17 protein-coding genes and 1 pseudogene are annotated in these 17,790 nt (G+C 62.1%); 7 read left to right on the top strand and 11 right to left on the bottom strand.

What is annotated here, in order from left to right; genetic code table 11:
- The first annotated feature begins 13 nt into the window (after window positions 1–13).
- The 3 genes from pgeF to JN756_RS03430 all read left to right on the top strand — a co-directional run bounded on the left by pgeF (window position 14) and on the right by JN756_RS03430 (window position 1,525).
- Window positions 14–736 (top strand): peptidoglycan editing factor PgeF, encoded by a 723-nt coding sequence (gene pgeF / locus JN756_RS03440; RefSeq protein WP_057005643.1) that lies wholly within the window; start codon window positions 14–16, stop codon window positions 734–736.
- Between the two features lie 245 nt (window positions 737–981).
- On the top strand, window positions 982–1,224 hold the full coding sequence (locus JN756_RS03435; RefSeq protein ID WP_236255074.1) for a hypothetical protein: 243 nt from the start codon (window positions 982–984) through the stop codon (window positions 1,222–1,224).
- A complete protein-coding gene (locus tag JN756_RS03430; RefSeq protein WP_046487461.1) occupies window positions 1,211–1,525 on the top strand; it encodes a helix-turn-helix domain-containing protein in 315 nt (104 codons plus the stop codon). The genes JN756_RS03435 and JN756_RS03430 overlap by 14 nt, the downstream gene beginning before the upstream one ends.
- A gap of 27 nt (window positions 1,526–1,552) precedes the next feature.
- Here JN756_RS03430 and ddlA read toward each other — a convergent pair whose 3' ends face one another.
- Both ddlA and JN756_RS03420 read right to left on the bottom strand, forming a co-directional pair.
- Window positions 1,553–2,647 carry a D-alanine--D-alanine ligase gene (gene ddlA, locus JN756_RS03425; RefSeq protein ID WP_017844486.1) on the bottom strand — a complete coding sequence of 365 codons (1,095 nt, stop codon included), beginning with the start codon at window positions 2,645–2,647 and terminating at the stop codon, window positions 1,553–1,555.
- Between the two features lie 44 nt (window positions 2,648–2,691).
- On the bottom strand, window positions 2,692–3,330 hold the full coding sequence (locus JN756_RS03420; protein ID WP_079442770.1) for a LysE family transporter: 639 nt from the start codon (window positions 3,328–3,330) through the stop codon (window positions 2,692–2,694).
- Window positions 3,331–3,470: 140 nt separating this feature from the next.
- On the opposite strand from JN756_RS03420, the gene JN756_RS03415 reads away from it, so the two are divergent.
- Complete coding sequence (locus tag JN756_RS03415; protein ID WP_201021776.1) at window positions 3,471–4,280, top strand: AraC family transcriptional regulator; 810 nt, start codon at window positions 3,471–3,473, stop codon at window positions 4,278–4,280.
- A gap of 6 nt (window positions 4,281–4,286) precedes the next feature.
- Here JN756_RS03415 and JN756_RS03410 read toward each other — a convergent pair whose 3' ends face one another.
- From JN756_RS03410 to JN756_RS03400, 3 genes and pseudogenes are all read right to left on the bottom strand, one after another.
- Window positions 4,287–4,874 (bottom strand): flavin reductase family protein, encoded by a 588-nt coding sequence (locus tag JN756_RS03410; protein WP_201021775.1) that lies wholly within the window; start codon window positions 4,872–4,874, stop codon window positions 4,287–4,289.
- 60 nt (window positions 4,875–4,934) lie between these two features.
- A pseudogene (locus JN756_RS03405) lies at window positions 4,935–5,084 on the bottom strand (chemotaxis protein); the annotation flags it as partial.
- Window positions 5,085–5,241: 157 nt separating this feature from the next.
- A complete protein-coding gene (locus JN756_RS03400) occupies window positions 5,242–5,574 on the bottom strand; it encodes a DUF2790 domain-containing protein (RefSeq protein WP_126588931.1) in 333 nt (110 codons plus the stop codon).
- Between the two features lie 225 nt (window positions 5,575–5,799).
- On the opposite strand from JN756_RS03400, the gene JN756_RS03395 reads away from it, so the two are divergent.
- From JN756_RS03395 to JN756_RS03385, 3 genes are all read left to right on the top strand, one after another.
- A complete protein-coding gene (locus JN756_RS03395) occupies window positions 5,800–7,119 on the top strand; it encodes an OprD family porin (RefSeq protein WP_177031396.1) in 1,320 nt (439 codons plus the stop codon).
- A 343-nt stretch (window positions 7,120–7,462) separates the two neighbouring features.
- A complete protein-coding gene (locus JN756_RS03390; RefSeq protein WP_046384814.1) occupies window positions 7,463–8,137 on the top strand; it encodes a heavy metal response regulator transcription factor in 675 nt (224 codons plus the stop codon).
- Window positions 8,134–9,570 carry a heavy metal sensor histidine kinase gene (locus tag JN756_RS03385; protein ID WP_046384815.1) on the top strand — a complete coding sequence of 479 codons (1,437 nt, stop codon included), beginning with the start codon at window positions 8,134–8,136 and terminating at the stop codon, window positions 9,568–9,570. The genes JN756_RS03390 and JN756_RS03385 overlap by 4 nt, the downstream gene beginning before the upstream one ends.
- Here the strand turns inward: JN756_RS03385 and JN756_RS03380 are convergent.
- The 6 genes from JN756_RS03380 to JN756_RS03355 all read right to left on the bottom strand — a co-directional run bounded on the left by JN756_RS03380 (window position 9,494) and on the right by JN756_RS03355 (window position 17,789).
- Window positions 9,494–12,640, bottom strand: a complete 3,147-nt coding sequence (locus tag JN756_RS03380; protein ID WP_201021774.1) for a CusA/CzcA family heavy metal efflux RND transporter — start codon at window positions 12,638–12,640, stop codon at window positions 9,494–9,496. The genes JN756_RS03385 and JN756_RS03380 overlap by 77 nt on opposite strands.
- 18 nt (window positions 12,641–12,658) lie before the next feature.
- A complete protein-coding gene (locus tag JN756_RS03375) occupies window positions 12,659–13,765 on the bottom strand; it encodes an efflux RND transporter periplasmic adaptor subunit (protein ID WP_201021773.1) in 1,107 nt (368 codons plus the stop codon).
- 17 nt (window positions 13,766–13,782) lie between these two features.
- Window positions 13,783–15,006 (bottom strand): TolC family protein, encoded by a 1,224-nt coding sequence (locus tag JN756_RS03370; RefSeq protein WP_164886998.1) that lies wholly within the window; start codon window positions 15,004–15,006, stop codon window positions 13,783–13,785.
- A 109-nt stretch (window positions 15,007–15,115) separates the two neighbouring features.
- The gene (locus tag JN756_RS03365; protein ID WP_046384819.1) at window positions 15,116–16,021 is read right to left on the bottom strand and encodes a cation diffusion facilitator family transporter; all 906 of its coding nucleotides are present in this window, start codon (window positions 16,019–16,021) and stop codon (window positions 15,116–15,118) included.
- 137 nt (window positions 16,022–16,158) lie between these two features.
- Window positions 16,159–16,656 (bottom strand): DUF4411 family protein, encoded by a 498-nt coding sequence (locus JN756_RS03360; protein ID WP_017844499.1) that lies wholly within the window; start codon window positions 16,654–16,656, stop codon window positions 16,159–16,161.
- Complete coding sequence (locus JN756_RS03355) at window positions 16,653–17,789, bottom strand: XRE family transcriptional regulator (RefSeq protein ID WP_046384820.1); 1,137 nt, start codon at window positions 17,787–17,789, stop codon at window positions 16,653–16,655. The genes JN756_RS03360 and JN756_RS03355 overlap by 4 nt, the downstream gene beginning before the upstream one ends.
- Window position 17,790: the final 1 nt, after the last annotated feature.

The raw sequence follows: 17,790 nt of genomic DNA, 5'->3' as shown, positions 1-17,790 counted from the left end.
GGAGAACAGCACAGTGCGCAAGGCAAACAATCTCGGTTCCGTTCCTGGTGTCGACCACGGTTTTTGTTCGATCAATGACCCGCAGCGGCCGGAAGAGGTATTCATCTGCAAGCAGATACACAGTGCGTCGGTGATGGAATGGCAGGCAGATCGGGTGGCCAATACGGTCGAAGCCGATGGCGTGTTGACGCGCCATCACCACCCGATCGCGGTGATCACCGCCGACTGCCTGCCCATTCTGTTCGCCTCGAACAACGGTGACTGGGTGGCCGCTGTGCATGGTGGCTGGAAGGGCCTGCAACGCGGGATCATCGCCAGCGCCGTGCAGCGCTTTGCCGCTGAAGGAGTGGCTGTCGATCAATTGCAGGTGGCAATCGGGCCGTCGATCAAGCCCTGTTGTTATGAGGTGAGCGCGGCGTTTATTGCCGAGTTCCAGTCGGACCAAGGGCACCTGTGGCCACACCGCCAGGCGCCATGGAGCGCTGAGCAACCGGCACCGCTGCTGACGCCGGAAATTGCACCGCCCCAGGCGAGACAAGCGGGCAGCGCATGGTTTGACTTGAGCGGGTATGGGCTGATGCTGCTGCAAGCGGCGGGCATTCGGCGCGAGCAGATTGAAGTGAGTGAGGTGTGTACCTACTGCACATCACCGACGTTTGCCAGCTACCGCCGACGCACGCATCAACCGCAAGAGGCGAAGACGTTGTTGTATTCGTGGATTGCTCGTACAAGCTGATTAACAAAGGCCTACAGCCCTCTTTTGAATGTCCTCTCCCTGAGGCGAGACGCAAAGTGCCATGTCATTTTTTGCGGTAAAAACGCCCTTGAGCAGCGGCTCCACTACTGCGATTTTCTGGCCCGCCCTTTCTTGCCAGAGGCTACGTCAAGGACGTAGAATTTCGCGTGTTAACGATCATAGAATCTCCGCTGTTCAGCAGGTTATGGCCTGATTATTGGTCCGAAGAAGAGCGCGGGATTTTCATGGCGTTTCTGGCCAGCCATCCTGACGCCGGAACCGTAATTCCCGGCTCGGGTGGCTGCCGCAAAGTACGCTGGAGCCTGGAAGGCCGAGGTAAAAGTGGATCAGTGCGGATCATCTACACCACACAATTGTCGTGTGGAGCAGTAGTAGCCCTGCTGATTTACGGCAAGGGCGCTACCGAGCCTATTCCAGCGCATATCCTGTACAAAATCGCGAAGGACATGAACCATGCCGCTCACTGAGAAACAGCTGAAGGAACGTGACGCCAAGCGCACTATCGGCGAAGAATTACTGGCAGCCATTCAGGATGTCAAAGCGGGGCTTTACGGCGCAGTCCACCAGGTTGAAATCACTCAAGCCGCGGACGCAAGAAGTAAGACTGGGTTGTCGCAAGCCAAATTTGCCGAGCTATTGGGGGTGTCGATAAGAACCCTTCAAGAGTGGGAACAAGGGCGTCGCTCCCCCTCCGGCGCAGCACGTTCGCTGCTGCATATTGCGGCTATAAGACCGGACGTTTTCCGGGAAGTCCTCAGTAACGCCTGATGGCGTTACTGACGCGCCGGGCGATGACTATCGGCTGATCTTCAACCCCTTGCGCCCCGCATGCCGCTCCAACGCCAGTTCAATCAAGCGGCTGACCAACTCGCTGTAGCTCATCCCCGCCGCCTGCCACAGCTTGGGGTACATGCTGATCCGGGTAAAACCCGGCAACGAGTTGATTTCGTTGATCAGCACTTCGCCGTCCTCGGTGAGGAACACATCGACCCGCGCCAACCCTGCGCACCCCAACACCTCGAACGCTTCGACGGCCAGGCGGCGAATCCGCTCGCTGGCTTGCACGCTGATATCGGCCGGCACTACCACTTGGGCCGCCTGGTCGTCGATGTACTTGCTGTCGTAGGAATAGAAGCCGCTGCTCACCACGATCTCGCCGCAACCGCTGGCGATGGGATGTTCGTTGCCCAGCACGGCGCATTCGATTTCGCGGCCGTGGACGGCGGACTCCACCAGCACTTTCTCGTCAAAACCCAGGGCCAGTTCGACGGCGGCGTGGTATTCGGCCTCGTCGTTCACTTTGCTCACGCCCACCGAAGAGCCTTGGTTGGCGGGTTTGACGAACATCGGCAGGCCGAGCTTGCCCACCGCCATGTCGAACGACGTGCGCGCCGCGTTGTTGCGGTTGAGGGTGATAAACGGCGTGACGGCAATGCCGGCGTCGCGCAGCAAGCGTTTGCTGATGTCCTTGTCCATGCACACCGCCGAGCCGAGCACGTCGGAGCCGACGAAAGGCAGGTCGGCCATGCGCAGCAGGCCTTGCAGGCAACCGTCCTCGCCGAGGGTGCCGTGGACGATGGGGAAGATCACATCGATATGCGCGAGCAGGCCGCTGCCGGCGGTTTCCACCACTTGCTGGCTGGCCTTGCCCGGCACCACCGCCAGTTCGCGGTTGGACTGGTTGAGGGCGATCAGCGCCGGGTTTTCCTGGTTGATCAGGAAGTTCGAGGTGTCGTTAAGGTGCCAGTGACCGGCCTTGTCGATGCCGATCAGCACCGGCTCGAAGCGCGAGCGGTCGAGGGCATCGACAATATTGCGCGCCGATTGCAGCGAGACTTCGTGCTCGGCCGAACGGCCACCAAAAATAATCCCTACGCGCACCTTGCTCATGACCCAACCTCACTGTTGAAAGTAAGGCTTCTTACCATAAGCGGTCAGCGATTCGCTACCAGATGTGCACCAAACAGCATGTAGCAACTCCCGGCAAAACGGTCGAGCCATTTACGCGAGCGGCTGTAGAGGTCGGCCATGCGCGCACTGGAAAACACCAGGGCCACGCTGGAATACCAGCTGAACGACAAGGTGGCCATGATGATCACCGCCAGGGTCAACAGCATCGGCGATGGCGACGGCGGCATGGTGGACGCGAAGATGGTGGCGACGAACAGCGCGGCCTTGGGATTGGACAGATTGCCCAGCAACCCCAGGCGCCAGGCGGAAAACAACGAGCGCCTAGCCCCGTCCGGCAAGCGGCTCTGCCCCATCGCCGGCGCCGAGCGTTTGAACAGCTTCAACCCCAGGTAGATCAGGTAGCAGCCACCGATGATCTTGAACGCCAGGTACAGCATGGGGGCGGCGGTAAACAGCGACTTTATGCCCAGCCCACCGGCCAGCCCCCACAGGATCGTCCCAGTCGCGACACCCGCCGAGGCCACCACACCATGGCGGCGCGAACAGCTGGCGGCCAGTTGCGCGGTGTTGAAGAAATTGGGCCCGGGCGTGACCACCGCCACCGTCCACAGCAGGGCCAGCGAGATCAGGGGCGTCACGTAGGCGGGGTTGAGCAAATCCATGGTGGGCAACTCCATCAGCACAGGGCACGAACAGCGATCATAGGCCTCGCCTGCCCCCCTGCACAATCGTACAAGACCCCGGCAGACAAGGGCCTCAGACTCGGTTAACGTGTTTCCACCTCTTCTTGTGACAAGTCACCATGGGTAAACCCACCCCCACCCTCGACTGGGTCCACCGCGCGCCGCATGCCAGTGGCCTGGACCGTATCGAGGCGTACTTTGCCGGCATCGCGTTCGACCTGCATCGCCATGACACCTATGCCATCGGTCGCACCTTGTTCGGCGTGCAGAGTTTTCATTATCGCGGCGGCATGACCCATGGCCTGCCCGGCACCACCATGGTGATTCATCCCGACGAGACCCATGACGGCCGCGCCGGCAGCGAGGAAGGCTTCAAGTACCGCATGATCTATGTGGAGCCGGCGCTGGTCCAACAGATCCTCGGCGGCAAGCCGTTGCCGTTTATCCCCGGCGGGGTGTCCACCGACCCGTGGCTGTTTCGCGCCAGCGAAGTGTTGCTGCAAAGCCTGGACTGCCCGATCGACCGGCTGCAGGAGCAGGACGCCCTGTTCGACCTGGCCCAAGCCTTGAACAACGCCTCGGGAGCGATCACCACCCGCAAGACCTTCGATTACGTCGCCGCCGAACGCGCCCGGGAATTTATCCACAGCGCCCTGGGCCGCAGCATCACCCTGGATGAAATGGCCGAACACGCCGGCCGCGACCGCTGGGCCTTGTCGCGGGATTTTCGTTTGTTGTTCGGCACCAGCCCTTACCGCTACCTGACCATGCGCCGGCTGGATCAGGTACGCAGCCTGCTGGCCCAGGGCAAAACGCTGGTGGACGCAGCGATGATCGCCGGCTTCACCGACCAGAGCCACATGACCCGGCAATTTCACAGCACCTACGGCATGCCGCCGGCGCGCTGGGTGAAGATGCTCGGGCGCTGAACGCGCTCAACCGGCGGGCGTCAGCTGCTGCCCGTCAATCGGCTGGCCGATCGTGAGGAAATGCCCGCCCGCTACATGGTGCAAGGTGCGCAGTTGATCAACGCCTTCGAAGTGCCAGTGCCCTTCGCTGAACACGCGCTCGTCGGCATACGCCGCGACCACTTCGCCGAGGAACAGGTCGTAGGTCTGCTGGGTGTGCGGTTCGGGCAACAGGCGGCATTCCAACCAGGCGACGCAGCCTTCGAGCAAAGGCGCCTCAGTGTGTTCACCGTTGAAGGTGCGCAGGCCATAGGCGGCGAATTTGTCGAGTTCCGCGCCGCTGGTAGTGCCCACCGTCTGTACGAGATCGGCCTGGGCCGCGCAGGGCACCTGCAGCACGAAGGTGCCGGCGCGTTCCAGCAGTTGCCGGGTCCAGGTGGCCTTGTCCAGCACGACGGCGACTTTCGGCGGTTCGAAATCCAACGGCATGGCCCAGGCGGCAGCCATGATGTTGCGCTGACCGTCATGCGCGGCGCTGACCAGCACGGTCGGGCCGTGGTTGAGCAAGCGGTAGGCCTTGGACAGCGGAACGGGGCGGCAGTGGTCGGGGCTCATGGAGGATCGGCTCTTCAATCGTGAAAAAACCTACGATACCTCAAGCACAAGCCCTACGGGTCAGTTCGAGAGCTGGTTGGCGAACTGTCCGACTGCGCTGACGACCTTTTGTGCGCCGTCCTGGATGTCCACGATCACCGTGCCGGCTTCGGCCGCCAGGGCCAGGCCCTGCTCGGCTTGCTGGCGGCCGTCACTCATCAGGCGCACCGCACCGACAACGTGTTCGCCGCGCGCCTGCAGTTGCGACATCGAGTAAGCCAGTTCCTGCAGGAAGTTGGCATTCGCCCATTCCACCCGGCCTTCATCGGTGTGGCCGGCGTTTTCTGAAGAGCGCTTCAATGCCCGGCGTCACTCTTTTTTACAGCGGTCAGCTGCCATTGTTCCGGCAGATACCCATCACTTGATATTCCAGGGTATTGAGCTTGCCGCTGGTGTCTTCGTAGGTCATGCGCGAGGGCACGGGGCTGCAAGAGCGGATCGGTGGTGTCACGTTGACCACCTTGGCGATGTCCAGGGTCATGCCATAGCGATAGGTCTGCACCACCGGGGCCGCTTTGCCCTCTCTGGCCGCGTATTCGGTCATGGCTTGTTCATTGCGCTCCATCATCAGCGCAAACGTGCGATCGCCGCCGCCTTCGGCCAATGCGCCGAAGGACAGGATGGCCGTCAATATACCCAGGCCAGTTTTATAAAAGTTCATTGTTCATTCCTCGACTGAAAGTTCAGTGTCGAGACTAACCAAACAACCCTGACGCGATGTTCACCAGAAGATTACGTATTTGTTAGGTGGCACTAAGGTTCCAGAATTGTAATGTTCACGCAACACAGCCGTTATCCACGGTTTGCAACTATCAGCCCGGGCCAAATCAATAAGAACGCCCGCCTCCATAAGAAGCTGATCACTGCCAATACCGAGGAGCGAAACATGCATATCCGTTATTACACCCTTCCCCTCTCACTCGTCGCCGCCTTGCCCCTGGCAGCGCTGGCCGTGGAAGACCAGCCCGACGGTTTTATCGAAGGCAGCCGCCTGAACGTGCTGGCACGTAATTTTTACTTCAACCGCGATGATCGCAAAGGCCAATCCAGCCCGACCGGCAACGGCTATTCAGAAGCCTGGGCACAGGGGTTGATCGGCAAGTTCGAATCCGGCTTCACCCAAGGCACCGTGGGCTTTGGCCTGGATGCGTTTGCCATGGTCGGCGTGAAACTCGATTCGGGCACCGGCCGCAGCGGCGGCAAAGGCTCGTTCGGCATGTTGCCGGTGGACCGCGACAACCGCCCCGAAGACAGCTACAGCAAGGTCGGCGGCGCCGCGAAATTGCGCGTGCTGGACACAGTGATCAAGGCCGGCGACGTGTTCCCGCTGACGCCGGTGGTGGCCTACGGCGACTCCCGTGTATTGCCGGAAAGTTTCCGTGGCGTCACCGTGCAAAACACCAGCCTCGCCGGCCTGAGCCTGCAGGGCGGACGCTTGAGCGGCATGAGCCAGCCCAATGAAAGCGGCATGAACAAAGGCTTCGCGACGTTTTATGCGGGCCCGGTCGACTCGCCCTGGATCGGCTATTTCGGCGGTGACTATCAACTCAACAAGCACCTCGGTTTCAGCCTGTACAGCAGCCGCCTGAAAGACGCCTGGGACCAATACTACGTCGGCAGCACCGCCAGTTACCCGCTCACCGAAGACGTTTCGCTGTTCGGCGACGTCAATTACTACAAGGCCGTGGACGAGGGCAAAAAGCGCCTGGGAACATTCGACAACAACATCTGGAGCGCCCGGCTCGGGGTGAAAGTCGGCGCCCACAGCGTTGCCGTGTCGCACCAGCGCAACAATGGCGACGACGACTTCGATTACCTGCGCCAGTCGGACTCGATCTTCCTCAACAACTCGATCCAGTACAGCGACTTCAACTCGCCCAAGGAACGCTCATGGATGGTGCGCTACGACCTGGACATGCAGGCCTTCGGCATTCCCGGCCTGACGTTCATGACCCGCTACGCCAAAGGCAGCGGGGCCGACTACAGCAACGCCAACGCGGTGTACATGCGCCGCGATGCCGCCGGTAATCCGCTCACCGATCAGCGCCGCTGGGAACGCAATATCGAAGCCAAGTACGTGGTGCAGGCCGGCACGCTGAAGGACTTATCCCTGCGCCTGCGCCAGGCGAGCGTGCGCTCAAGTGCATTTGAGTCGGACCTGGAAGAAGTAAGGGTCATTATCGAATATCCACTGGCGGTGCTCTAAGCAACGCTTACATTTACTTGCCGATGAAGTACATCTCTTCACAGGTTCAAATCTGTCAGAACTGTAATATCGGCCTCACCTTCGCGTTAAGTTGCAGTTTTTATACTGCGCATCGAGCACTATTCATCTCTGCGGCTTTTGTGTAGCTCCTTTGGAACGGAGATGAACTTTTTACGCCCCGCTTGGGGCGTTTTTTTGTTCACTCGCACAGCGGCGAATCGTCGCAGCTACCTGACGTGGCTTGACCCTATAGCTACTTCACGGCTCAGAGTTTTCCTACAGCCAAATTCAGCGCCTCTATGAGGCCATGCCCCCTCTCCGTTTCCTTTGAAGGTAAATCCCCATGCGTATCCTTGTGGTTGAGGACGAGCAGAAAACCGCCGATTACTTGCAGCAGGGCCTGACCGAAAGCGGCTATGTCGTCGATTGCGCCGCCAGTGGCGTCGACGGCCTGCACCTGGCCCGGCAACACACCTATGAACTGGTGATCCTCGACGTGAACCTGCCCAACACCGACGGTTGGGAAGTGCTGGAACACCTGCGCCGCGACGGCAACCAGCGGGTGATGATGCTGACCGCCCGCGGCCGGCTGGCCGACAAGATCAAGGGCCTGGACATGGGCGCCGATGATTACCTGGTCAAACCCTTCGAATTCCCCGAACTGCTGGCCCGCGTCCGCACGCTGTTGCGGCGCAGCGAGCACATTCCGTTGCCGGACGTGTTGCGCGTCGCCGACCTGGAGCTGGACCCGCGCCGCCACCGCGCCTACCGCGGCACACGACGCATCGACCTGACCACCAAGGAGTTCGCCCTGCTGCACGTATTGATGCGCCAGGCCGGCGAGGTGATGACCCGCACGCAAATCATCTCGCTGGTGTGGGACATGAACTTCGACTGCGACACCAACGTCGTCGAAGTCTCCATCAGCCGCCTGCGCGGCAAGGTCGACGACCAGAGCGAGGTCAAGCTGATCCACACCATTCGCGGCGTCGGTTACGTGCTGGAGGCGCGTCAATGAGGACCAGCAGCCTGTCGATGCGCCTGGGCCTGACGGTCAGCCTGATGGGCGCCGGACTGGTCGTGCTGCTGGCGACCCTGGCTTACCTGGCCTTGACCCACGAGCTGGACAAACTCGCGCGCAAGGGCCTGGAAAACAAGCTGGATCAGTTGGAACACAGCCTGAGCCAGAGCCTCGCCCCCCGCGACATCAGCAGCCGCCCCCACTCGCTGCTGGACCTGGTGATGGGCCACGACAATATCTACCTGACCATCATGAGCACCCAGGCCGATGCGCCGGTGCTCCTCAGCGTGGGCGCAAAACCCCAGCAGCCGTTGTTGCTCGACGTACCGGCCGGCAAGACCCTGGCCTACCTGAACTGGGTGGATGGGCATGGCAACCGCATCCTCAGCGCCTCGCGCATGGTGGCGCTGCGCAATGGCGAGAACGTGCGCGTGCTGCTCTCGCTGGACCGCTCCGACGATGAAGCGTTGCTCAGTGCCTACCTGCGCTCCACGGTGATCGCCCTGCCGCTGCTGCTGATCCTGATCGGCATGGGCGCCTGGTGGCTGGTGCAGCGCGGGCTGGCGCCGTTGCAGCAGTTCAGCCGTGTGGCGGCGCAGGTCAGCACCCAGGACCTGACCCATCGCCTGGCGCTGGACAACCTGCCCAAGGAGCTGGGCGAGTTGGCCCAGGGCATCAACTTCATGCTGCACCGCCTGGACGACGGTGTGCGGCAACTGTCGCAGTTCTCCGATGACCTGGCCCACGAACTGCGCGCGCCGTTGACCAACCTGATGGGCAAGGCGCAGGTGACGTTGTCCCGCGAGCGGCCTTCGCAGGAATACCAAGCGGGCCTGGAATCCTGCGTCGAGGAAATGGAACGCCTGTCGCGCATCGTCTCCGACATGCTGTTTCTGGCCCAGGTCAGCCATCCGGCGGCGCGGGCCGGGTTTGCCCGGGTGTCGTTGGGTGACGAAGCGCAGCGGGTGATGGAGCTGTTTGCCTTGAGCGCCGAGGACAAGCAGGTGACCCTGAACCTGCGCGGCGACGCCTGGGTGATGGGCGATCGCCTGATGATCCAGCGGGCCATCTCCAACTTGCTGTCCAATGCCATCCGCCACACGCCAACCGCGTCTACCGTGTTGTTGCTGGTGGAAACCTACGGCCAGCGTGTATCGCTGTCGGTCGGCAACCCCGGGCGCGGCATCGAAGCGCACCACCTGCCGCACTTGTTCGAACGCTTCTACCGCGCCGACAGCAGCCGTACCCGCGCCGAGGGCGGCACCGGCCTGGGGCTGGCCATCGTGCAGTCGATCATGCACCTGCATCAGGGCCACGCCGATGTCAGCAGCCAGCCGGGGCGTTTTACGCGCTTCAGCCTGGTGTTTCCTCGTCCTTGCGATGCGCCCAGTGATACAACGCCGGCAGCACCAGCAAGGTCAGCAACGTAGAGGAAATGATCCCGCCGATCACCACCGTCGCCAGCGGCCGCTGCACCTCGGCGCCGGTGCCCGTGGCCAGGGCCATGGGGATAAACCCGAGGGAGGCCACCAGCGCCGTCATCAACACCGGGCGCAGCCGGGTCAGCGCGCCCTCGTTGATGGCCATCGACAGCGAGCGCCCTTCCTCGCGCAGGTTGCGGATAAACGCGATCATCACCAGGCCGTTGAGCACCGCCACGCCGGACAAGGCGATAAAGCCCACCCCGGCCGAGATCGACAGCGGAATATCGCGCAGCCACAGCGCCATGATCCCACCGGTCAAGGCGAACGGAATCCCGGTGAACACCAACAGCCCGTCCTTGAGGTTGTTGAACATCATGAACAACAGCCCGAACACCAGCAGCAGCGCCACCGGCACCACGATGCGCAGGCGGTCGGAGGCCTCCTTCAACTGTTCGAACTGCCCGCCCCAGGTGGTCCAGTAGCCAACCGGCACTTTGACCTGCGCGCCGATGGCGGCTTCGGCCTCTTGGACAAACGAGCCGATATCACGCCCCCGCACGTTGGCGCTGACAATCACCAGGCGCTTGCCGTTCTCGCGGCTGATCTGGTTCGGGCCCAGCACCAGGTCGAGGCTGGCGACCTGGGACAAGGCGATAAAGCCCAGTTGCCCGGAGGCGTTACCGGCCAGCGCCGGCACCGGGATCAGCAGCCGCGACAAGCCGTCGATATCGGTGCGCAATGCGTCGGACAAACGCACGACCATGTCGAAACGTCGGTCACCTTCGTACAACGTTCCGGCCTGGCGCCCACCGACTGCGACGGCAATCGTGTCCTGCACATCGCCGACGTTCAGGCCAAACCGCGCGGCCTTGTCGCGGTCGATATTGATGGTCAGTACCGGCAGGCCGGAGGTCTGCTCGACCTTCACTTCCGAGGCGCCGTTCAGGCCTTGCAAGGTCTCGGCGATTTCCCCGGCGGTGGCGTTGAGCACCGCCATGTCGTCGCCGAACACCTTCACCGCCACGTCGCTGCGCACCCCGGAAATCAGCTCGTTGAAGCGCAGTTGGATCGGTTGCGACAGTTCATACGCACTGCCCGGCACAATCGCACTGGCGCGCTGGATATCGGCGATCAGCGTTTCGCGGGACTTCTGCGGATCAGGCCACTGATCCTTGGGCTTGAGCATCACGTAGCTGTCGGAAATGTTCGGTGGCATCGGGTCGGAGGCAATCTCCGCAGTGCCGGTGCGGGCGAAGACCCGTTCGATTTCCGGCACCTGGGCCATCAAGGTTTTTTCCAACTGCTGTTGCATCTGCACCGACTGCGTCAGGCTGGTTCCGGGCACGCGCAGGGCTTGCTGGGCGAAGTCGCCTTCGCTGAGGCTGGGGATGAATTCGCTGCCCATGCGGCTGGCCACCAGCCCCGAGGCGACGATGGTCAACAGCGCCAAACCGAACACCAGCGGGCGCCGCGCCATCACCCCATCGAGCACCGGCGCATAGACCCGGCGCGCACTGCGCATCACCAGGTTTTCTTCTTCCTTGACCTTGCCGGTGACAAACAGCGCAATCGCCGCCGGCACAAAGGTCACCGAGAGGATCATCGCGCCGAACAGGGCGATCACCACGGTGAAGGCCATGGGGTGGAACATTTTCCCGGCCACGCCGGTGAGGGCGAAGATCGGCAGGTACACCACCATGATGATCAGTTGCCCGAAGATCAGCGCGCGCCGCGCCTCCTTGGCCGCCGCGAACACTTCGTGCAGGCGCTCGCTGCGGGTCAACAGGCGGCCGTGTCGCTGTTGCGCATGGGCCAGGCGACGGATCGCGTTCTCGACGATCACTACCGCGCCGTCGACGATGATGCCGAAGTCCAGCGCGCCGAGGCTCATCAGGTTGGCGCTGACTTTGTTGGTGAACATGCCGGTAAAGGTGAACAGCATCGCCAGCGGGATCACCATCGCGGTGATCAGCGCCGCGCGGATGTTGCCGAGGAACAGGAACAACACCGCGACCACCAGCAACGCGCCTTCGAAGAGGTTTTTCTTCACGGTGGCGATGGCTTTTTCGACGAGGTTGGTGCGGTCGTAGACGGTCACGGCGACCACGCCCTCGGGCAGCGAGCGGTTGATCTGTTCGAGTCGCGCAGCCACGGCCTGGGATACAGTGCGGCTGTTTTCGCCGATCAACATGAACACCGTGCCCAGCACCACTTCACGGCCGTTTTCGGTGGCGGCGCCGGTACGCAGCTCACGGCCGATCTCGACCTGGGCCACATTGCGCACGCGGATCGGCGTGCCGTCCGAGGTGGTGATGACGATGTTGGCGATATCGTCGATCGACGCCACTTGCCCCGGTGCGCGGATCAGCAACTGCTCGCCGCTGCGCTCGATGTAGCCGGCACCGACGTTGGCGTTGTTGCGCTCCAGCGCGGTGACCAGATCGCTCAAGGTCAGGTTGTAGGCCGCCAGGCGCTTGGGGTCGGGGGCGATCTGGTATTCCTTGGCATAACCACCGATGGTGTTGATCTCGGCCACGCCGAGCACGTTGCGCAGTTGCGGCTTGATGATCCAGTCCTGGATCACGCGCAGGTCGGTCGGCGTGTAGGGCGTGCCGTCGTCCTTGCGCGCGCCCTCTTCGGCTTCCACGGTCCATAGGAAAATTTCCCCAAGACCGGTGGAAATCGGCCCCATCGCCGTTTCGATGCCGACGGGCAGTTGTTCACGGGCGACTTGCAGGCGTTCGTTGACCAATTGGCGGGCAAAGAACAGGTCGGTGCCGTCCTTGAAGATCACCGTGACCTGGGACAAACCGGAGCGCGACAGCGAACGGGTCTGCTGCAACCCCGGCAACCCGGCCATCGCGGTTTCGATGGGAAAGGTGATGCGCTGTTCGGTTTCCAGCGGCGAAAAACCGGGTGCCGCCGAGTTGATCTGCACCTGCACATTGGTGATGTCGGGCACCGCGTCGATGGGCAGTTTCTGATAGCTGGCGACGCCGACACCGGCCATCAACAGCACCGCCAACAGCACGATGATGCGCTGCTCGATGGCGAATTGGATAAGGCGCTCAAACATGGGAAATCACTCGCAGGATCAATGGGCGTGTTCGGCCGAGCCTTTGCCCAGTTCGGACTTGAGGATGAAGCTGCCAACCGTGGCCACCTGTGCCCCGGCGTCGAGGCCCCGGCGCACTTCGACGTAGCCGTTTTCGCTGACGCCCAGTTCCAGATGGCGGGTGACGAACCCGTCCGCCGTGCGAACGAACACCGAGGGCTTGTCCTCGACGGTCTGGATCGCGGCCTCGGGCACGGTGACCTTGGCCTGGTAGGTGTCGGTGGCGATCTGTACGGCGACGAACAACCCCGGGCGCCAGGCGTCATCGGGGTTGGGCACGGTCACGCGCACGGTGGCGGTGCGCGTCTGCTCGCCCAGCAAGTTGCCCACATAGGCCACGGTACCGAGTACTTCGGTGCCCATTTCGGTGGAGCTGACTTTCACCGGCTTGCCGACGCGGACCTTGTTCAAGTCCTTGGGAAAGACGCCGAACGTGACCCACACCTGCGACAGGTCCGACAAGGTGAAGGCGTTGCTGGTCTCGCTGACCACCTCGCCGACGCCCAGGTGTTTCTCCACCACCACGCCGGCGAACGGTGCGCGCAATTCATAGCGATTACCGCCGGCCGGCACGGCGCTGCCGCTGAGGGCGGTCATCTTCTGGCGGGCGTTGTTCAGGGCGATTTCGGCTTCCTGCAAGGCCTGGCGCGCCAGCAGGTAATCCTGCTCGGCGGAGATCTTGTCCTGCCACAGTTGGCGCTCGCGCTGGAAGGTGGTGCGCGCCAGTTCGAGGCGACGCTGGCTGGCGGCCAGCTCGCTGCGCTGATCGGAAATCTGCTGGCTGGCGATCACCGCCAGCAACTCGCCTTGCTTGACCGTCTGGCCGAGGTTGACCTTCACTGCCTCCACCACCCCCGCCGCACGCGGCACGATGTGCGACGTGCGGTCTTCATCGAAGCGCACTTCACCCGGCAACGACAGCACCGTGCTGATCGGCCGCGACTGGGCCTGGGCCAGTTGAATACCGGCGGCCTCGATCTGCTGCTCGGTGAGTTCGAGTGTGCCTTCTTCTTCCTCGGCGTTTGCCAGGCCGGACAGCATCAGGCCCAGGACAAGGGCTAGCGCCACGCCATGTTTAGTCTGCATAGAGGACTCCAAAAAAATCAGAAACGGGCGAGGTCGCCGTAGATCCGTTCGATGCGTACCCAGGCGTCGGTGGCCTGGGCGGTCGCCGTGAGGTATTGGGTGCGGGCAGCGATCAAGGTGCGCTGGGCGTCGAGGACGTCGAGGAAGTTGAACTTGCCCATTTCGAAGCCACGGGTGGCGCTGTCCACCGCGCTCTGGGCGGCGGGCAGGATCTGCTGGTTGAACGCGCGCACTTCGGTGTTCGCGGTTTGCCACAGGTCCAGGGCCTGGCGGGTTTCGGTGCGCAGGCGCAGTTCGGCGGCGTTGCGCAGGTCACGGGCCTGGTCGGCGCGGCGGGTGGCGGCGAGCACGTTGCCCTGGTTGCGGTTGAACAGCGGGATCGGCATCGACACGCCCACCAGATTCACGCGCTCGCGCACGCTGGCGTCGTACTGGCTACCAATCGACACATCGAGGTCGGGGATGCGCTGGGCTTTTTCCAGGCCCACGCTGGCTTCGTTCTGCAGGATTTGCAGTTCGGCCAGGCGCAGCTCGACGGTCTGCTCAAGACGCGCCAGCAGTTGCGCGGCGGGCGGCAACGTCGCCGGGACGCTGCTTGGCGTGGCGACGGCGGCGAAGTCGGGCGCGGCGCTGCCGGTGCTGGCGGCCAGGCGGCGATAGGCATCGCTGACACCCATCTGGGCGCGGTTGAGTTCCAGGCGGATTTCCGACAACTGCACCTGGGCGCGGGTGGCTTCCACTGGCGACGATTTACCGGCGTTGACGCGGCCATTGGCGATCACCAGGCCGCGCTCGGCCAACGCCAGGGAGCGTTGCGCCAGGTCGAGGCGCTCCTGGGCGCGAAGGGCGCCGTAATAACTGTCGATCACCTCGGCGCGCAAGCCGTTGCGGCGCTGTTCGAGGGTCAGCGCCGCGACGTCCTGGCCACGCGTGGCCAGCTCGATGCGCGCGCCGCGCTTGCCGCCCAGTTCCAGGGTCTGGCTTAACTTGAGCGTGGTGGTGCGGGTGTCGCGGCGGGTGTCTTCGGCATCCCACGAGGCCACCGGGTTGGGGATCAGCCCCGCCTGCTGGCGGCCGCCGCTGGCGATGTCGATCTCCCATTGCGCGGCGGCCAGGTCGGGGTTGTTGGCGAAGGCGGTTTGCAGGGCGGCGTCGAGGGTCAGGGTTTGGGCGCCGACCCCTTGCGCCGTCGCCAGCAACACGATGATCGAGCACAGTAGAGTTCTTGCACGAGTTGGCATAACGAGAGTTCCAGGCCCATGAAATGGCGGATAAATCCAAGCCGGGGCACTGTAACTTTCGGTACTTATCAGGGCGGTGGGGCGAACATTACAAATCCGTTAGCAAGGCTCAAGCATGGGCGTCTTCGGGCCCGTCACGATGAAAACCCTCGCCCTCGACCTGCAGCGTGACGTGGGAAATATCGAATTGTTCATGCAGCAATTGCGTCACTTGAGCGAGGACCTGCTGTTCGGTGCCCGGCATCGCATCCGCCACCAGATGGCTGCTCAGCACGTTCTTGCCACTGGTGAGCGCCCAGATATGCAGGTCGTGTACGTCCTTCACGCCGGGCACGCCACGCATGGCCTGCTCCACGCTGTCGATATCGACGCCGTCGGGCACGCCTTGCAGCAGCACATTCATGCTGTCCTTGAGCAGCACCCAGGTGCGCGGCAACACCCAGAAACCAATCGCCGCCGCCACCACGGAGTCGACCCAAGCCCAGCCGGTCAACATGATCACGACGGCCGCGATGATCACGCCGATAGAGCCGAGCATGTCGCTCCAGACCTCCAGGTACGCGCCTTTGACATTCAGGCTTTCGCCGCTGCCGGCGCTGAGCAGGCGCATGGAGATCAGGTTGACGAGCAGCCCCAGCACGGCGATCACCAGCATGCCGGTCGACTGGATTTCGGCGGGTGCCTGCAGGCGTTGATAGGCCTCATAAAGGATGTAGAACGCCACCGCAAACAGCAGCAAGGCATTGAACGCCGCCGCCAGGATTTCAAAGCGGGCATAGCCGAACGTGCGCTTGCGGTCGGCGGGGCGCTTGGCGATCTGGATCGCCACCAGGGAAATCGCCATGGCCAGGGCGTCGGTCATCATGTGCGCGGCATCGGACAACAGCGCCAGGCTGCCGGTGATAAAGGCACCGATCACCTCGGCAATCATGAAACTGCTGGTCAGCCCGAGGGCCATCCACAACTGCCGTTCGTGGCCGGCGCGTACCTGGGCGTGGTTGTGTCCTGCGCTCATGAAACATCCTCGTGGGGTGTGGTTGGATGAATCATAGAGCTATCGGCTAAATACGCTGGCACGGGTTACAAAATTGTCATCCGCACGCCAGCAGGCGGTTACCTTTGATGACACCAAAACCTCTTTGCCCCAATGGGTCAGCGGTGCAAAACGAAACGTGCGTCCAGCTTACCGAGCAACTCAAACGTATTCATATAAGAGACGCCGACCAGTGAGCACACATTGGGAATGGTGTATTTACGCTTGATATCGGGGTTATACACTTCATGGGTTACAACCACCGCTCCCGTCGTCATCGCCTTGGCAATCAGCCACGGGTCTGCCCCTTCAAGAAACTCCTCAAGCGCGCCAACCTTCATCAGCGGCGCCTGCTCGGCAATTTTGGCGACGATATACCCAAATGCCACTTGAGTCCGTTCATCGCTGGCGTCTTCAAAGAGCTGGGCATTGCTCTTGACCCACTGGGTCAGATCGTCATTGCCTTTAGCCAGCTCGTCCCTTACCGGTACGATACTGGCAATCTCCAAAGCCTGGTGTTGTTGAAGTATCCATGCCCAATAGCCCGGACAAATCGTCATCCCGTAATAGCGATTTTTGGCCTCGATCAGCGTATTCGAATCCAATAGATGCTTCATGCCGAGAGCTTCATTCCATACGTCTTCAACTTGGCAGGCTGCACACCCAGCAGTTTTCCCGCGTCGCGTAGCAAAATCTGACCGCTCTGGGCTTGCGCCAGAACAGCCTTGCTCAACCGGGTACTGTTCCTGGTCGCAGCGGTACGGTAGTAGTCCCCTCCACCGCCGTCCTTATCTCGATATGCCTGCAAGATCCGTCGGTAGTAGGCGCCGTATTGATCGCCGCTGATGTAACCAAGGTCACGCGCACGGCGGGCAATGACGAGTGTGCTGACATGAAAGCGCCCCGCCAAAGGCGCCAGGTTGTCTTCCCAGTAAAGATCGCTGTCCCAGTACGCGCTGAAGGCGATTCCCGGCGCAAGAAACTCGCCCGCCACCGCATTGCAGAAGGCTTCTTCTTGACCAGGCCCCTGACTGCCCCCATCGGATACGCCCGTACTGCCGATCCAGAGATGGGCAAGCTCATGCACCAGGGTAAAAAGCCGTGCCGAGGGTGCATCCGCACTGTTGATAAACACAACGGGGGCCATCACGTTGCTGATCGCAAATCCTCGAAACTCGCTGACATCAAGTTTCCTGCGGGTATTGCCCAAGGCAACACCGCTGCGCATAACGAGAATGCCGGCGTCTTCCGCGCCACTCACCAATGCCCGCATATAGTCTTCATAACTCATACGGGCCGGGGCATCGGTTACGCCCAGGACACGACGGATATCGGCAACGACGTCCTTGATCGGCGAGCGACTGTTGAAGCTCCCGACAAAGGAAAGCGGCGCTCGTTCGTGATCCTGCAAATACTCCAGGTACCAGGCCTGTTTGCGTAGCACATCCCTGACGGTGTCCATCAAATCCAGGCTGGGTTTATCGGGTAATTCGCCGCCTACCGTGCGCAGGTCCGGAAGTGGCAGATGCTCCTGTGGAGGCGCCTGGAGAAAGAGAAAACCAAAAGGAACATGCGCGATGGCAGCCCACTTTTGCGCCTGGTTAAAGGTGGGAAGGCTCCGGCCGCTCTCCCACTCCATGACCCTTTGCGTCTTGACCGTAAGCCCCTTGGCGACCTGAGCCTCAGACAGCCCCGCCCGCTGGCGAGACCAGGACAGAATGGCGGGGTTGATAAGGGCCGTCTGGGTCATG

It is taken from the genome of Pseudomonas sp. Y39-6 (assembly GCF_023651955.1).
Lineage (GTDB): Bacteria > Pseudomonadota > Gammaproteobacteria > Pseudomonadales > Pseudomonadaceae > Aquipseudomonas > Aquipseudomonas veronii.
The sequence above is the reverse complement of the archived record's forward strand: the minus strand, read 5'-3'. Positions and strand labels throughout refer to the sequence as shown.

What these genes read in the sequence shown, in the direction of transcription:
- JN756_RS03435 (WP_236255074.1), top strand. Translation starts at nt 982, where the DNA reads ATGGCGTTTCTGGCCAGCCATCCTGACGCCGGAACCGTAATTCCCGGC.
- JN756_RS03430 (WP_046487461.1), top strand. Translation starts at nt 1,211, where the DNA reads ATGCCGCTCACTGAGAAACAGCTGAAGGAACGTGACGCCAAGCGCACT.
- ddlA (WP_017844486.1), bottom strand. Translation starts at nt 2,647, where the DNA reads ATGAGCAAGGTGCGCGTAGGGATTATTTTTGGTGGCCGTTCGGCCGAG.
- JN756_RS03420 (WP_079442770.1), bottom strand. Translation starts at nt 3,330, where the DNA reads ATGGATTTGCTCAACCCCGCCTACGTGACGCCCCTGATCTCGCTGGCC.
- JN756_RS03415 (WP_201021776.1), top strand. Translation starts at nt 3,471, where the DNA reads ATGGGTAAACCCACCCCCACCCTCGACTGGGTCCACCGCGCGCCGCAT.
- JN756_RS03410 (WP_201021775.1), bottom strand. Translation starts at nt 4,874, where the DNA reads ATGAGCCCCGACCACTGCCGCCCCGTTCCGCTGTCCAAGGCCTACCGC.
- JN756_RS03400 (WP_126588931.1), bottom strand. Translation starts at nt 5,574, where the DNA reads ATGAACTTTTATAAAACTGGCCTGGGTATATTGACGGCCATCCTGTCC.
- JN756_RS03395 (WP_177031396.1), top strand. Translation starts at nt 5,800, where the DNA reads ATGCATATCCGTTATTACACCCTTCCCCTCTCACTCGTCGCCGCCTTG.
- JN756_RS03390 (WP_046384814.1), top strand. Translation starts at nt 7,463, where the DNA reads ATGCGTATCCTTGTGGTTGAGGACGAGCAGAAAACCGCCGATTACTTG.
- JN756_RS03385 (WP_046384815.1), top strand. Translation starts at nt 8,134, where the DNA reads ATGAGGACCAGCAGCCTGTCGATGCGCCTGGGCCTGACGGTCAGCCTG.
- JN756_RS03380 (WP_201021774.1), bottom strand. Translation starts at nt 12,640, where the DNA reads ATGTTTGAGCGCCTTATCCAATTCGCCATCGAGCAGCGCATCATCGTG.
- JN756_RS03375 (WP_201021773.1), bottom strand. Translation starts at nt 13,765, where the DNA reads ATGCAGACTAAACATGGCGTGGCGCTAGCCCTTGTCCTGGGCCTGATG.
- JN756_RS03370 (WP_164886998.1), bottom strand. Translation starts at nt 15,006, where the DNA reads ATGCCAACTCGTGCAAGAACTCTACTGTGCTCGATCATCGTGTTGCTG.
- JN756_RS03365 (WP_046384819.1), bottom strand. Translation starts at nt 16,021, where the DNA reads ATGAGCGCAGGACACAACCACGCCCAGGTACGCGCCGGCCACGAACGG.
- JN756_RS03360 (WP_017844499.1), bottom strand. Translation starts at nt 16,656, where the DNA reads ATGAAGCATCTATTGGATTCGAATACGCTGATCGAGGCCAAAAATCGC.
- JN756_RS03355 (WP_046384820.1), bottom strand. Translation starts at nt 17,789, where the DNA reads ATGACCCAGACGGCCCTTATCAACCCCGCCATTCTGTCCTGGTCTCGC.